Source organism: Actinacidiphila sp. bgisy144 (assembly GCF_057708105.1).
Window position 1 is genome coordinate 154,461 of record NZ_JBYIRM010000003.1, and the last position, 13,839, is coordinate 168,299.

Sequence of the window (13,839 nt, forward strand, 5' to 3'; positions counted from 1 at the left end):
ACATTCCGGGACACGGGGACGGCCGGCCCGTGCGGGACCGCGGACGCCGACGGACGTCCCACGAGAAGGAGGACCGGTATGAACGGGCCCGACCAGATCGTCCAGGAGCTGCAAGCCACCCTCGACCGCGACCCCGCTCTCGGCGACCTGCTCGTGAAATCGCTGCGCCGGGCAGGGGAACGCGCCCAGGCGGACCTGGACCCCGACCTGCGCGACGCGCTGGACTGGCCGCGGTCCCTGCCGGAGTACTACGACTACCTCCGGGGCTTCATCCGCTGGGTGCCCCGCCAGTCCGACGCTGCGGCGTGGCGGAAGTCGGCTCCGCACGAGCGCTACGCCCAGGAGGTCAGCGACCGGCTGGCGCACTTCTTCTGGCTGGTCGACCAGAAAGTCGACGAGAAGGCGGACTGGGAAGCGGACGGGGGCGGCGCCGCCATCGCCGAGAACAGCGAGCCCTTCCGCGGCTGGCTCACCGCCTTCGCCCGCCAGTGGGGCGGCTTCCTGGACACCCCTGAGTCCTTCAGCCAGGAGGTCCTGGAGTCGTTCCTCCGGGACGCCCCGGAGTACCACGTCGAGGAGTCGTTGGCCGGCGGCAGGCCGAACATGCCCAGCGGCTGGCTGACGTTCAACCAGTTCTTCGCCCGCGAGCTCAACCCCGGGCTGCGGCCCATCCGCGACCCCGCGGACAACCTCGTCGTGACCTCACCGGCCGACTGCCAGTTCCAGCACTCCTACGGCATCGACGAGGCGTCGAACATCCCCCGCACCACGGTCAAGGGCACGCACCACTACGGGAACATCCGGCAGCTGATCGAAGGCAGCCGGTACGCCGACGCGTTCGCGGGCGGCTCCTTCACCCACTACATGCTGCCGCCCTCGGCCTACCACCACTACCACGTGCCCGTCTCCGGACTGGTCAAGGAGTCCTTCGTGGTCAGCGGCAAGGTCTTCATGCAGGTCGACCTCGAGGACGGGCAGCTCGCGTCCAAGGACAGCGCGAAGAGCGGCTACGAGTTCTCCCAGACCAGGGGCGTGCTCGTCCTCGACACCGCGGAGTCGGAGCACGGGAACCTGGGCCTCGTCGCCGTCGTCGCGGTGGGCATGGCCCATGTCGCCTCCGTGAACCTCACCACCGTCGAGGGCACCCGCGTCACCAAAGGCGAGGAGTTCGGCTACTTCCAGTTCGGCGGCTCCGACATCATCGTCCTCTTCCAGGACGGCGCCGCACCCGACATCGACACCAGCCAGGACTTCCGCCACGTCGGCTCCGTCATCGCCCGCTGCCGACCGGCCGCCTGAACCGGTCGCAGGGGTGGCCGGGCTCCGGCGGCGGCGGTCGGCGCGCGGCCGGAGCCCGGGCCCGGTCACATACGGGTGGCGTGCTGCGGTGTGCGCGGGGTGGCGGGGAGGCCCGCGGAAGAGGAACGGCCTTGCGTCCAGCCGTGGTCGGCGGGGGCGAACCGCTCGAAGGTGTGGCTGAAGTACCAGTCGGTCTGCGCCACGCCGGAGCACGCGCCCGCGCCCGCCGTGCCGGGGCAGGTGCCGTTGTCCCGCTGGAGGGCCCAGAAGGAGAGGGTGTTGATCCGCTTGGCGGCGGCCCAGTGCTCGACCGTGGCGGCGTCCGCCGTGGTGAACGTCTCCGCGGCGCCGAAGTCGTCGATCCCGGGCATCAGGGTGACGCCGATCCGGCTCCACAGCCGGGACGACGGCTCCGCCGGGTAGAGCGCGGTGAGTTGGTCGTGCAGGCCGGCCGCGGCGGTCTCGGCGTCGGTCGCCATCTCGTGCGCCGCGCCGTCGTAGTAGTCGAACGCCATGATGTTGACGACGTCCACCCGTGCGTGGTTCTTGACGGCGTTCTGGAGCACGGCCAGGCCGGTGGCGCCGAGGCCGGTCGTCGTCGTCGGCAGCGTGTAGGAGAACTGGACGCTGCGGTGGGTGCGTCGGGCCCAGCTGTCGACCAGGGCGATCGCCTTGTTGCGGCGGTCGATGCCCGCGGTGTCGGACAGGGCGTCGACTTCGACGTCGAGGTCGATCCGGCTCACGCCGTACGTGGCGAACAGGCTCTCGTAGACCGCCGCGATCGACTTGACGTCGGTGCAGCTGTCGGCGATGTCGGTGCCGGTGCTGTCCGCCGCGTAACCGCCGAACGACGGGATGGCGTCGCCGCCGCGCGCCTGGAGGGCCGAGATGTCCTTGCCGTAGACGGACTTGGACACCGGTGTCGTGGGGTCGCCGTTCCAGGTCGCCGTGCAGGAACCGGCCTCGGGCGTCTGGAGGAACGCCAGCGTCAGGTACGCGTTGTGGGACGCGGCCGCGAGGGCGGCCGGGCTGCCACCGGAGTACGTCTCGTAGTACGGCGCGACCACGTGGGCCGGCAGGGTCGTTCGGGGAGCCGGGGCGGCGGCCTGGGCGGTGCCTCCTCCCGTCACCACCAGTCCGGCGGACACGGCGGCGGCCGCCGCGGCGGCCAGCAACGCGCGAACAGGTCCAGTTCGTCTCATCAACGCTCCCACCACAGGAAGTAGAGCCAGGACACACCAGCGGAACAGCACGGGGCCCGGACGCCGAGGGACGTCCGGGCGGTTTCGTCGGGCCTCAACGGCCAACAGAGCGAGGGGAGTCGACCCGATCGCGCGCGACTGCGCCCATATTTGGTCTAGGCCAATGATCTGTCAAGGGCCGGCGGCGCGGACGCGCGATCACGATTCGGTACGGGGGCCGGTGCGCGTACGTCCGTACGCCGTCGTTTCAGCCCGCGCTCTCGATGCGGGCGAGCACCTTGTCGGAGATCCGGTGCAGCGTCGACAGTTCGTCCGGGTCCAGGACGTCGACGAACAGGTCCAGCACGCGGGCCACGTGTCCGGGCGCCGCCTCCGCCAGGTAGGCGTGGCCGGCGTCGGTCAGGATCGCCTGGGTGTAGCGCCCGTTGCGCGGATCGGGCTCGCGGCGCACGAACCCGCGGTTCTCGAGCCGGCCGACCATGTGGGACAGGCGGGACAGTTCCGTGTTGGCCATGACCGCGAGCTCGCTCATCCTCATACGGCGCTCGGGCTGGTCGGACAGGTGCGCCAGCACGTGGTACTCGATGAAGCTGAGCCTGGCGTCCTGCTGGAGCTGCGACTCCAGCGCCGCCGGCAGCCGCTGGAGGAGCTTCACGAACCCGCGCCACGCCGCCAGCTGGTCGCCGGTGAGCCAGCGCGGCTCGGACGCCTCGGACGCCCCTGGGACAGACATGCGCGCAGTCTACTGGCGCCACCGGAGAGGATGACTTGAATCTTCACGTGAGGCGGACTAGCGTGTGACTTGAACATTCAAGCGTGCCGCGCTCGGATCGCCCGGCCCGCCTCACCTTCGTAGGGACATCCCATGACCAACCTCAAGATCGCCGTCATCCTCGGCAGCACCCGCCCCGGCCGCAACGGCGAAGCGGTGGCGAACTGGGTGCTGACCAAGGCCAAGGAGCGCGCCGACGCCGACTACGAACTGATCGACCTGCTCGACTACCCGCTGCCGCACCTGGACGAGGCCGTGCCCGCGAGCCGGGGCGCGTACACCAGCGACCACACGAAGGCCTGGTCCGCCAAGATCAGGGAGTTCGACGGCTACATCTTCGTCACCCCGGAGTACAACCACTCCACCTCGGGGGTGCTGAAGAACGCCATCGACTACCTCTACACCGAATGGAACAACAAGGCCGCCGCCTTCGTCTCCTACGGCTCGCTCGGCGGAACGCGGGCGATCGAGCACCTGCGGGCGATCGCGAGCGAACTCCAACTGGCCCACGTGCGCCAGCAGTTGTCGTTCTCGTTGTTCACCGACTTCGAGAACTTCTCGGCGTTCAAGCCCTCCCCGGTACACGACGACGCCGCCTCCGTCCTGTTCGACCAGCTCGAGTCCTGGGCCCGCGCACTCACGTCCGTGCGGAGCTGAACCCCGGTGCGGCTCTACGGTCTTGAGGAGCACTTCGTCACCGCCGACGTGGTCGAGGCGTGGCAGCGGCACGACCCCCGCCTCGCCGCACCGATGATGAAGTGGGCGGTCGCCAGCGACATCACGCCGGCGCTGCTGGACCTCGGCAGCGAGCGCGTCACCGCGATGGACGACGCCGGGATCGACGTGTCGGTGCTGTCCCTCACGACGCCGGGGCTGCAGGACCTCGACCCGGCCGAGGCGGTCGCCCTCCAGGCGCCCACGAACGACGCGATCGCCGCCGCCGTACGCCGCCACCCCGGGCGGTTCCAGGGGTTCGCGGCGCTCGCCACCTCCGCCCCGCGCGCCGCAGCCACCGAACTGCGGCGCGCGGTCACCGAGTTGGGGCTCAACGGCGCGCTGGTCAACGCGAACTCCCGGGGCCGGGCGCTGGACGCGCCCGAGTTCTGGGACATCTACGAGGCTGCCGAGGATCTGCGCGTACCCGTCTACCTGCACCCCAGCGTCCCGTTCCCGGCGGTCACCGGGGCCTACTACCGCGGTTTCGGCCCGCCGGTGGACGACATGCTGGCCACCGGCGCGTTCGGGTGGCACTACGACGCCGGGCTGACCGTGCTCCGGATGATCATCGCCGGCGTCTTCGACCGGTTCCCCGGGCTGCAACTCGTCCTCGGGCACTGGGGCGAGGTCGTGCTGTTCTACCTCGACCGCATCGCGGCCATGGACAAGCTCACCGCGCTGCGACGCCCGATCGCCGAGTACTTCCGCTCGAACATCTTCATCACCCCCGGCGGCATCTCCAGCCACAGGTACCTGCGGTGGAGCCTGGAGACGGTCGGCGTCGAACGGATCATGTACGCCTCCGACTACCCGTTCAACCGGGAGCGCGCCGGGTCCGCGCGGCGCTTCCTGGAAACGGCGCCGATCACCCAGGCCGACCGCGAGCGCATCGCCCACCGGAACTGGGAAGAGCTCATCGCCGGTATCCGTCGCTGACCGATCCTGAAGGGAGCACCGCACGTGAGCGAGTCCCGAAGCCGGCTACAGGTCGTGTTCGCCGACCTGCGCCGCGCCGTCGACGACGTCATCCTCAAACACCAGGTCACCCTCGAGGAGTTGCTCGCCACCATCGAGTGGCTCCAGCAGGTCGCCGACGCCGGCGAACTGCCGTCCGCGAGCATCTTCTTCTACAAGACCGTCCTCAAAGGAACCGTGGGCGCGACCTACGCACACCCGGAGAAGGACGGCGCGAGCCACTGGGAGATGGAAGGCCCCGCCCACCGCCCCGGCGCTCCCGTCCTGCACAGCCCGGCCGTACTGCCCATGCGCCCCGACGAACCCGGCGAACCCCTCGTCGTCTCCGGGACCGTACGCACCACCACCGGCGCCCCGCTGCCCGCAGCAGCCCTCGAGATCTGGCAGATCGACGCCGACAACGTCTACTCCGGCATGGACAGCAGCGACTTCGCGCCGCTGAACATCCCCAACGACGCCACCGGCGTCCCCGTCGACAACCTCCGCGCCCGGATCATCGCCGACGCGGAGGGCCGCTACGAGTTCCGCACGGTGATGCCCGGCACCGAGACCTTCGGCCTGGCCACGGACAGCCCGCTCGCCGCGCTGACCCGGGCGTTGCGCCTCCAGGGCATGCGACCGCTGCACATCCACGCCATCGTCTCCGCCGACGGATGCCTGCCGCTGACCACCCAGATCTACTTCGACGGCGACCCCCTGGTCGCCGGGACCATCGAAGGCGACGTCCCCGCCGACGCGGTCAAGGCGACCACCCGCCACGACGATCACCGCGCACGCGGCCTCGACCGGCCGTACCGCACCCTCACCTACGACTTCGTCCTGCGCCCCACGGCTCCGTGAACGGCGCCGACCCCGCCGGCCGGGCGCCCACGTCCGTCTCCCCCAAGTACCCAGCGAGGGCACGTATGAATGCTGCTGCCGACCCCGCGGCCGCCTACGACCGCTTCATGACCGAGCAGGCTCCCGCCAGCCGCGGTCAGCGCCCCTGGACGCCGGCCGACGGCCCGATGCCCGCGCTCTACCTCAGCCACGGCTCTCCGGCGCTGTTCGAGGACGCGCCATGGATGAGCGAACTGTTCGGCTGGGCGCAGGCGCTGCCCAAGCCGACCGCGATCCTGATCGTCAGCGCGCACTGGGAGTCCGCGCCGCTCAGCCTGTCGGCGACAGGCCCGAACACGCCGCTGGTCTACGACTTCGGAGGCTTCGCCCAGCGCTACTTCCGGATGACCTACGCGACACCGGACGCCGGCGCGCTGGCCGCCCGCGTCAGGGCCTCGCTGCCGGACACCGAACCGGTCCACCAGCAGGCCCGCCGCGGCCTGGACCACGGCGCGTGGGTCCCGTTGAAGACCATGTACCCCTACGGCGACGTGCCGGTCCTCCAGATGTCCCTCCCCACCCACGACCCCGCCCGGCTGATGGACATCGGCCGCCGGATGCGGGGTCTGCGGGAGGAAGGCGTGCTCGTGATCGGGTCGGGCTACATGACGCACGGGGTCCCCTTCCTCACCCGGGAGCAGTTCGTGCACAACGTCGTGCCGTCCTGGTCCGCCGACTTCGACGCCTGGGCGGCCGACGCCCTCGCCCGCGGCGACGTGGACACCCTGGCCGGCTACCGCGGCCTGGCCCCGGCGGTGCACTTCGCGCACCCCACCGTCGAGCACTACACGCCGATGTTCGTCACCCTCGGAGCCGCGACCGACCCCGAGACGCCCGTCCGGATGACGGTCGAGGGCTACCGGTTCGGCCTGTCCAAGCGGTCCTTCCAAGTCGCCTGACAGGCCAGGCGCCGGCCCCGGAGCCGGGACTCCGGGGCCCTGAGCCGCGCTCTACCGGGCCGCGCCGTCCGGATAGGCGGCGGTCGCCTGGATCTCGACGAGGAGTTCCGGGCTGGCGAGGCCGCTGACCCCGATGATCGTCCAGGCGGGGTAGGGAGCCTTGACGAGGCGCTGCTTGGCCGCGAGGAAGCCGGACATGTTCTCGCGGATGTCGACGTGGTAGCTGGTCACGTCCACCAGGTCGCCGAGGTCGAGGTTCTCCAGCCGGAGAATCTCCTCAAGGCGCCGGATGGCGAGCTCGGTCTGCTCCTCGGCGCTCTCCCCGGGGACGCCGTCGGGGCGGCGGCCGATCTGGCCGGAGATGAACAGGTGCCCGTGCGAACGGACCGCGGGGGCGTGGCCGAAGCGCGCGAAGGCGCTGGTGGTCCCTCCGAAGACCGGCGAGTTGTCGGGAACCTCTACGGGGTGGATGGGCATTGCGGTGTGTCCGTTTCTCTGGTGTCCGGGCCGACTTCCGGGTCGGCCTTGCTTTGCGCCCGGCCGGGCAGGGCGGGTCAGTTGCCCCATCGGGAGGAGTCGCAGGCGCGCTCCATCCGGGTCCGGCCGAAGGTCTCGCGTTCGCGCAGGAACTCACCGGGTATCGCGTAACGCGGGCCGTTCTTCGGGTTCTTGGCGGCTTGCGCGACGATCGCGTCGGTGAGTGAGCGGATCATCTCCAGTCGCGGGTAGGCGGTGTGGACGAGGTCGGCCTGCTCGTCGCTGAGGACGTCGGCATAGGTGTCGCCCATCGGGCCGCCGAAGTCGAGCGCGACGCCTTCGCGTACGAGCAGGCACAGCGTGCCGCGGCGGTCCGCGATGCCCGACGAGGTGTGCAGGGCGATGGCCTGCCAGACCTCGTCGGCGTCCGCCTCGGACCGCCCGTGGTCGAGGAGGAACGCGGCGGCCCGGTCGGCCCCCTCGACCTCGAACCGCTGGGTGTGCGGGCCGTCCGGCGCCACGCCGAGGTCGTGCATCGTGGACGCCGCGAACAGCAGGTCGTCGTCGTAGTCCTGGCCGGCGGTCAGTTCGAGACGCGCGGCAACGAGCCGGGCGAACAGGTAGGTGCGCACGCTGTGGTTGAACACCGAGGGCGATTCCACCGGCTTGATCAGCCGCAGGACAGCGCCGGCGAGCGGTGTGTCGGGCAGCGCGATCAGGTCGGCGGCCGCCTCGGGGGCCACCTGGCTGCGAATCGATCCGGTCATGTCCACCAGGCTGGCAGGCGCGCCCCTGACCAGGTGAGTGGCAATATTGCCTGCTGTCAATAGAATATTGCCATGGCTGCCACGACCACCCACCGAGTCGCTGTCCTGGCGTTGGACGGGGTCACCCCGCTCGACCTGGCGATCCCGGCGCAGATCTTCACCGCCCGCCCGGAGACCCCCTACGAGGTGACCGTGTGCGGGCTCGGCTCCAAGGTGGCGACCACCGCGGGCTTCTCCCTCGAGACCGAAGGGGGCCTGGACCAGGTACGCGCCGCCGACACCGTGATCGTGCCGGGATACGAGCCGGGGAGCGCAACGCCGGCCAGGCCGCCGGAGGAGGTACTCGACGCGCTGGCCCAGGCGCGGGACCGGGGCCGGCGGGTGGTGTCGATCTGCACGGGCGCCTTCGCGCTGGCCGAGGCGGGCGTCCTGGACGGGCTGCATGCCACGACCCACTGGATGCACACCGGCGAACTCGAGCGGAACTTCCCGTCCGTCACGGTCGACCGCGACGTGCTCTACGTCGACCAGGGCGACGTCCTCACGTCGGCCGGAGTGTGCTGCGGCATCGATCTGTGCCTGCACCTCGTACGCCGCGACCTGGGGGCGGTCGTGGCCAACCGGATCGCCCGCGGACTGGTGGCGGCGCCGCACCGCGACGGCGGGCAGGCCCAGTACATCCCGGCTCCCCTCACCGTGGCCGGCGACACCTCGCTCTCCGAGACCCGGGGCTGGGCCCTGCGCCACCTCGACGAGCCGCTCACACTCCGCGCGCTCGCCCGGCACGGGGGCGTCTCACCACGCACCTTCATGCGCCGCTTCGCCGCGGAGACGGGCACCACGCCACTTCAGTGGCTGCTCAGCGCCCGCCTGGGCAGGGCACGCGAACTGCTGGAGACGACGGACCACTCGGTGGACCAGGTGGCCCGGGACTGCGGCCTCGGCACGGCGGCGAACCTGCGTCTGCACTTCCGGCGCACCCTGAACACCACTCCCACCGCCTACCGGCGCACCTTCACCCACTGAGCGGCCCGCGCCGCGCGCTCGGCCGATCGAGGGAGGCGACACCTCCGGGCTCACACCGGGCTCACAGAACGGGCGCCGCTCTGGCGCTCGAACGGCTTCCAACCCTCCGGCTGGCAAAGCTGAATAGCGCTCACGGCGCCCGCAGGCACTCGTAGGCGAAACAGAACGGTGCGCCAGCGCTTGGAACTGGTGAAACGGCTGTTTCGGCCCGGCGGGCACGGAATACATCGGACCCGTCGAGGATTAGCTCACTTGCCGGAAAAAGGGGGGACGATGGCCGAGCTGATGCTGTTTCGGCGGGATGCCGACGGGCGGGACGCCGAGGTGCCCGGTTCGACGGTGGCGCTGGAGCGGGAGTTGCAGAAGCGGGTCGAGGCCGGCCTGGAGGCGATGCTGGGCATTCGGTTCCTGGCCTCGGAGTACCCGACGGGACCGTGGCACCGCGGACGCATCGACACCCTTGGGCTGGACGAGAACGGCAGCCCGGTCGTGATCGAGTACAAGAAGGGCTCCGACAACGGAGTCCTGTCACAGGCCGTCTCCTACCTGGCCTGGCTGGAGTCCGCACATCACGAGGTCGAGGCGCTCGTCCGTAAGGTGCTCGGGGCCGAGGCCGCCCAGACCATCGACTGGCGCCGCCCTCGCATGGTCTGCATCGCCGCCAGTTTCTCCCACCACGACCGCGTGGCGGTGCAGCGCTGCCCGAACTGATCGATCTTGTGCGCTACCGCGTCTTCGAGGACGACCTGCTGAGCCTGCTGCTCGTGGACTCCTCGCCCGGGTCGGCGAATCCCGCTTCATCCCGACGGACCCGACACCGGAGCACACGGGACGTCATCGCGCCGTCAGCTCCCGTGCCGTTGCTGAGCAGCCTGGTCCCTGAGTCTCTGCGGGACTTGTATGCGGAGGTGGACGACGCCCTCACGCGGTGGGGCGAGGTCGAAGTGGCTCCGCTCCGGCACTACATCGCCTACCGGCGGCTGGTGAACATCGCCTCGGTGATCTTCCGCCCGAAGCACGAGGCGATCCTCGTCTACCTCAGGGTTGACCCGCGCACCGTCGTGCTGGAGGAGAACTTCACCCGAGACATGCGCAACATCGGGCACCTCGGGACCGGCGATCTGGAAGTCCGGATAGCGTCGGCAACTGACCTGGAGAAGGCCGAACCGCTGATCAGACAAGCATTCGCAGCCGTCTGACGGCACGCACCTGCCGGGAGTGGAGCCCGCCTCTCACGTGTGAGCTGCCTTCCGCAACGTGACTGCTCAGCTCTGTTGCACCGGTCGAACCGGCTGGCCCTTCCTCGGACGAAGGGCTGCTACTGCTCCTCGCAGGGGCGATGAGGGCCAGGAGGTCAACGACAACGCGGAGATGACCCTCTGGCAGTTGCTACCCCACCCTGGCCATCCGCATGTCGGGGCGTACGAGCTATTCGACCGCCGACGAACGAGAAGCCGAGACGATGGCGACGATCATCCGCCAGCGCATCTACCGCGAACGTGAAGCACCCTCCCGCCGACCGGGCAGGGGCACCGAGAGCTGGGACGCACTCTTCTCACAGGCCATCAGGCGAAGCGCCGACGCGGGCGCGGAGTTCGTCCACGGCCGGGAGCGTTACCGGGCGCGGCCAAAGCCAGGTGTCCGGCCTCGGCGGCGCGCTCGGCCTCTCGTCGAGCAGAGCGGCAGCAAGGCCCACCCGGCCCGACGCGCGGACTCGCTCGACGTCGGGGACGAGCCGGACCCAGGTCTGATCTTGGTGTCGTGAACGGGTCGAATCAGCGGCTAGTCTCGCGCCACTCGGCCAGCGCACTCCGCAGGTCAATCGGAAGTAGGCCGCAGATTGTTCATGAGCAGGCCGAGGGCGAACTCGAAGCGGGCGTGTCCGGTTCCGGAGATCAGCTGGGCGGCATGGCGCCGGGTGAGCGGGTACTCCTCGGCGGGGAGTGCGGTGAAGCGGTCCAGCAACTCCTGATGGCCGAGCGCCCATTCCTGGTCCTGGTGTCGGCGTCGGTGCCGGACCAGCGACTGCTCCAGTGCGTAGGCGCTGACGTAGAGGGACATCGCGTCGCGGGCCCATCCGGCCGTCCTCGGTTCGATGCCGCCCGCGAGCAGGATCGCCAGGATTCCTTCGCCGACACGCAGTGTTTCCAGGTGGGTCGGCACCATGGCCAGCGCGGCGCGCGGGACTCCGGGGTATTTCAGGTACAGGTCGCGGATCTGCGTGTACACCCCGAGCAGTTGCTCGCGCCAGGCGGCCGGGTCCGGTTCGGGGAGCACGACATCGGCGTAGAGCCTGCCGATCAGTAGATCGTCGATGTCGTCCTTGGTGACGATGTGCGCGTACAGCGATGACGGGCCGGTCCCGAGCACGGTGGCGATCCGGCGAACGGTCAGCGCCTCGTACCCCTCGGTGGAGACGACTTCCAAGGCGGCGTCGGTAATCCGTTCGACGGTGATCGGCTTCTTGCGCGGTGCCAGCGCGGAGACCTCCGCGGCGGGGCGGGCGTGGCGCGCTGCACGGCTTCGGTGCGGATCGGCGGGCATACCGACCAGTCTAGCTTGACACGATCTAAGTTCGTTTTGTAGAACTTAGATCGTCAAGACGAACTAAGTTCGTCCCGTCTGCTGGAGGTGTGCGATGCGCGTTGCCGTCGTCGGAGCCGGTCTGGGAGGTCTGGCTCTCGCGCAGGGCCTGCGCGGTGCCGGGATCGAGGCCGAGGTGTTCGAGCGCGATCCGGGGATCGTGGCACGGTTCCAGGGGTACCGGCTGGTGCTGGACCCGGACGGTTTCCAGGCGGTGCGCGACTGCCTGCCGACGCGCTGGCACCGGCTGCTGGACGAGGTCGTCATGGATGCCGCCGTCGAGCAGCTGGTCCTGGACCCGCAGCTGAACGAGGTCGGCAGGCTCGGAGGGGGCCGCAGCGGCATCGTGGTCGACCGGCAGGTGCTGCGGCACCTGCTGCTGACCGGCCTGACCGTGCACACCGACTCCGCGCTGACCGGCTACGACGCGCTGGCCGACGGCACGGTCCAAGCCCGGTTCGCCCGCCGCGGCCCGGCCACCGCCGACCTGCTCGTCGGCGCGGACGGCGTCACCTCCGCGGTCCGCGGGGTGCTCTCACCCCAGACCGTCCCGCACGACACCGGCGTCCGGTTCGTCATCGGCCGCACCCCGCTGACCGACGAGTTCGCCGCCCTGTCCAAGGCATACGGCGCGAAGATCACGGGCAACGGCGTCAGCCTGCTGCTGGGCGCGATGCGCTTCCGCACCCCGCCCAAGCAGGCCGCCGAGCAGCTGGCTCCCGACGTCACACTGCCCGACATCGGCGACTACGTACGCTGGGCCATGATCCTGCCCCCGAAGGGCTCACTGGAAGACCTGACCGCGCAGGACGCCGTGCTGTCCAGGATGGAAGGCTGGCACCCGCAGCTGCGCGCGCTGATCGAGCAGGCCGACCCGGACAACAGCACGCTCCTGTCCATTCGGGTGGTCAAGCCCGGTCAGCGCTGGACGCCCGGCCCGGTCACGCTGCTGGGCGACGCGATCCACGCCACCTCCCCGACCGGCGGCAACGGCGCCAACACCGCCCTGCGCGACGCCGACCTGCTGCGCCGCTGCCTGATCCAGGCCGAAGAAGGCCGCCGAGACCTGCTCGGCGCGGTGGACGACTACGAGCGGCAGATGTTCGAGTACGGCGCCGAGGCCGTGCGAAGCAGTCTGGAGAAGCTGCCCGCCTTCGCCCCCGAGGCAAAGCTCTCCTGACGCCGGGAACAGGTCAGGGGCTCCTGGCCGGGGTCGGCAACCGGGGTCATGCCGACGTTGCGCGCCTCGGAGACCAGCAGCGCGACCGCCGAAGTGGTCAGGTCCCGCATGGGGGTGGTGCCGTCCCCGAGGCGGACGAAGGCTCCGAGGAATCCGGTCCAGGAGTGGACCTCGAACAGCAGGTCCGGCAGGTCGATTTCGAGCATCTTCTCGACCCGCACGCGCGGCCAGGCCGGCGACTTCGGCTCGCCGAGCGCCCCGAGCTTCTCGTTCAGCTCCACCCGGCCGTCCAGCAGGACGTCGAGCGGACACCGTCACGTCCTTGCCCGCCTGCCCCAGGCGCTCGGCCGGCCGCTCCCATTTGCGTCCAGGGCCCCGCACCAGCCCCGCCAGGTACTCGGCGACGGGGCGTGCCCAGGCTCAGCACGGCCTCGCACACCGCGTCCCACGCCGCACCGTCCAGGAGCCGGGCGCGGGTCGGACCACCGGTACGAGGGGGAGGCGAACACGCTGCGGTTGTTCAGGGTCGGGTGCGGCTCCGTTCCAGCACGCACACCACGTACGCGCCCCGGTCCCCCGACCCGCGACAACTCTGCGTTCGCGTACACCGCCTTGCGCCACGCCGACGGCACCAGCCTCTCGTCCACCTCGCGCGGCGACAGCGGCTTGCCCATCACCCGCCGCCGCACCGGCGCGGACAGCCGGTGCGGCGGGACTCGCGACACCCGCGCCCGGCCCGGACACCAACGCGCGGATCTCATCGCCCCCTCCGGTGACCGCGCGAAACACTGTCCCGGACCTCGGCGCCGGCGGCCGACATAGCCGCTCGGGCTCCCTCCGGCGCCGCCGACGTGGCCACCACCCAGGCAGCACCGAGCCCGCCCGACCCGCCTACGCCGTGGAGCGCCACGCCCCACCAGGTCCGACCCGCACGAACGGCTCCGCGCACCGCCCGGTATGACCCAGCCTCCGCGCCCGCGATCCCGCCGGCGCCCTTGACAGGCGAAACCGCGCCCGCTTACCTGCCTACGGTTCACCCGCCCTTCGTCCGCCCCCCTGTGAC

General features: G+C 70.6%; 12 protein-coding genes and 2 pseudogenes. 8 read left to right on the top strand and 6 right to left on the bottom strand.

Annotation, left to right across the window (positions count from 1 at the left end):
* The first annotated feature begins 78 nt into the window (after positions 1–78).
* Positions 79–1,299, top strand: coding sequence for a phosphatidylserine decarboxylase (locus AC3EVP_RS05285; RefSeq protein ID WP_435126625.1), 1,221 nt, complete (start codon positions 79–81; stop codon positions 1,297–1,299).
* Between the two features lie 65 nt (positions 1,300–1,364).
* Here AC3EVP_RS05285 and AC3EVP_RS05290 read toward each other — a convergent pair whose 3' ends face one another.
* The gene (locus AC3EVP_RS05290) at positions 1,365–2,501 is read right to left on the bottom strand and encodes a glycosyl hydrolase family 18 protein (protein ID WP_435126628.1); all 1,137 of its coding nucleotides are present in this window, start codon (positions 2,499–2,501) and stop codon (positions 1,365–1,367) included.
* A 247-nt stretch (positions 2,502–2,748) separates the two neighbouring features.
* Positions 2,749–3,234, bottom strand: a complete 486-nt coding sequence (locus tag AC3EVP_RS05295; RefSeq protein ID WP_335983286.1) for a MarR family winged helix-turn-helix transcriptional regulator — start codon at positions 3,232–3,234, stop codon at positions 2,749–2,751.
* Between the two features lie 132 nt (positions 3,235–3,366).
* Between AC3EVP_RS05295 and AC3EVP_RS05300 the strand changes: the two genes are divergently transcribed.
* From AC3EVP_RS05300 to AC3EVP_RS05315, 4 genes are all read left to right on the top strand, one after another.
* On the top strand, positions 3,367–3,930 hold the full coding sequence (locus AC3EVP_RS05300; RefSeq protein ID WP_435126633.1) for an NADPH-dependent FMN reductase: 564 nt from the start codon (positions 3,367–3,369) through the stop codon (positions 3,928–3,930).
* 6 nt (positions 3,931–3,936) lie between these two features.
* Positions 3,937–4,926, top strand: coding sequence for an amidohydrolase family protein (locus AC3EVP_RS05305; RefSeq protein ID WP_435126636.1), 990 nt, complete (start codon positions 3,937–3,939; stop codon positions 4,924–4,926).
* A 24-nt stretch (positions 4,927–4,950) separates the two neighbouring features.
* The gene (locus AC3EVP_RS05310) at positions 4,951–5,805 is read left to right on the top strand and encodes a dioxygenase family protein (RefSeq protein WP_435126639.1); all 855 of its coding nucleotides are present in this window, start codon (positions 4,951–4,953) and stop codon (positions 5,803–5,805) included.
* A gap of 107 nt (positions 5,806–5,912) precedes the next feature.
* Positions 5,913–6,743, top strand: a complete 831-nt coding sequence (locus AC3EVP_RS05315) for a dioxygenase family protein (protein WP_435126804.1) — start codon at positions 5,913–5,915, stop codon at positions 6,741–6,743.
* A 51-nt stretch (positions 6,744–6,794) separates the two neighbouring features.
* Here AC3EVP_RS05315 and AC3EVP_RS05320 read toward each other — a convergent pair whose 3' ends face one another.
* The gene (locus AC3EVP_RS05320) at positions 6,795–7,220 is read right to left on the bottom strand and encodes a RidA family protein (protein ID WP_335983302.1); all 426 of its coding nucleotides are present in this window, start codon (positions 7,218–7,220) and stop codon (positions 6,795–6,797) included.
* A gap of 77 nt (positions 7,221–7,297) precedes the next feature.
* Positions 7,298–7,987 (bottom strand): HD domain-containing protein, encoded by a 690-nt coding sequence (locus AC3EVP_RS05325; protein ID WP_335983304.1) that lies wholly within the window; start codon positions 7,985–7,987, stop codon positions 7,298–7,300.
* Between the two features lie 72 nt (positions 7,988–8,059).
* Here AC3EVP_RS05325 and AC3EVP_RS05330 point away from each other — a divergent pair, with 72 nt between their 5' ends.
* Positions 8,060–9,013, top strand: coding sequence for a GlxA family transcriptional regulator (locus AC3EVP_RS05330; protein ID WP_435126644.1), 954 nt, complete (start codon positions 8,060–8,062; stop codon positions 9,011–9,013).
* 273 nt (positions 9,014–9,286) lie between these two features.
* Positions 9,287–10,212 (top strand): annotated as a pseudogene (locus AC3EVP_RS05335) (DUF5655 domain-containing protein).
* A 619-nt stretch (positions 10,213–10,831) separates the two neighbouring features.
* Here AC3EVP_RS05335 and AC3EVP_RS05340 read toward each other — a convergent pair.
* Positions 10,832–11,557 carry a TetR/AcrR family transcriptional regulator gene (locus tag AC3EVP_RS05340; RefSeq protein WP_435126647.1) on the bottom strand — a complete coding sequence of 242 codons (726 nt, stop codon included), beginning with the start codon at positions 11,555–11,557 and terminating at the stop codon, positions 10,832–10,834.
* Positions 11,558–11,651: 94 nt separating this feature from the next.
* Here AC3EVP_RS05340 and AC3EVP_RS05345 point away from each other — a divergent pair, with 94 nt between their 5' ends.
* Positions 11,652–12,776: an FAD-dependent oxidoreductase gene (locus tag AC3EVP_RS05345; protein WP_435126650.1), complete on the top strand. Its 1,125-nt coding sequence runs from the start codon at positions 11,652–11,654 to the stop codon at positions 12,774–12,776.
* 2 nt (positions 12,777–12,778) lie between these two features.
* Here AC3EVP_RS05345 and AC3EVP_RS05350 read toward each other — a convergent pair.
* A pseudogene (locus tag AC3EVP_RS05350) lies at positions 12,779–13,477 on the bottom strand (Tn3 family transposase); the annotation flags it as partial.
* Between the last annotated feature and the right edge of the window lie 362 nt (positions 13,478–13,839).

Excerpts from the sequence above, each read along its gene's own strand:
- AC3EVP_RS05285 (WP_435126625.1), top strand. The coding sequence starts at position 79 with ATGAACGGGCCCGACCAGATCGTCCAGGAGCTGCAAGCCACCCTCGAC.
- AC3EVP_RS05290 (WP_435126628.1), bottom strand. The coding sequence starts at position 2,501 with ATGAGACGAACTGGACCTGTTCGCGCGTTGCTGGCCGCCGCGGCGGCC.
- AC3EVP_RS05295 (WP_335983286.1), bottom strand. The coding sequence starts at position 3,234 with ATGTCTGTCCCAGGGGCGTCCGAGGCGTCCGAGCCGCGCTGGCTCACC.
- AC3EVP_RS05300 (WP_435126633.1), top strand. The coding sequence starts at position 3,367 with ATGACCAACCTCAAGATCGCCGTCATCCTCGGCAGCACCCGCCCCGGC.
- AC3EVP_RS05315 (WP_435126804.1), top strand. The coding sequence starts at position 5,913 with ATGACCGAGCAGGCTCCCGCCAGCCGCGGTCAGCGCCCCTGGACGCCG.
- AC3EVP_RS05320 (WP_335983302.1), bottom strand. The coding sequence starts at position 7,220 with ATGCCCATCCACCCCGTAGAGGTTCCCGACAACTCGCCGGTCTTCGGA.
- AC3EVP_RS05325 (WP_335983304.1), bottom strand. The coding sequence starts at position 7,987 with ATGACCGGATCGATTCGCAGCCAGGTGGCCCCCGAGGCGGCCGCCGAC.
- AC3EVP_RS05330 (WP_435126644.1), top strand. The coding sequence starts at position 8,060 with ATGGCTGCCACGACCACCCACCGAGTCGCTGTCCTGGCGTTGGACGGG.
- AC3EVP_RS05340 (WP_435126647.1), bottom strand. The coding sequence starts at position 11,557 with ATGCCCGCCGATCCGCACCGAAGCCGTGCAGCGCGCCACGCCCGCCCC.
- AC3EVP_RS05345 (WP_435126650.1), top strand. The coding sequence starts at position 11,652 with ATGCGCGTTGCCGTCGTCGGAGCCGGTCTGGGAGGTCTGGCTCTCGCG.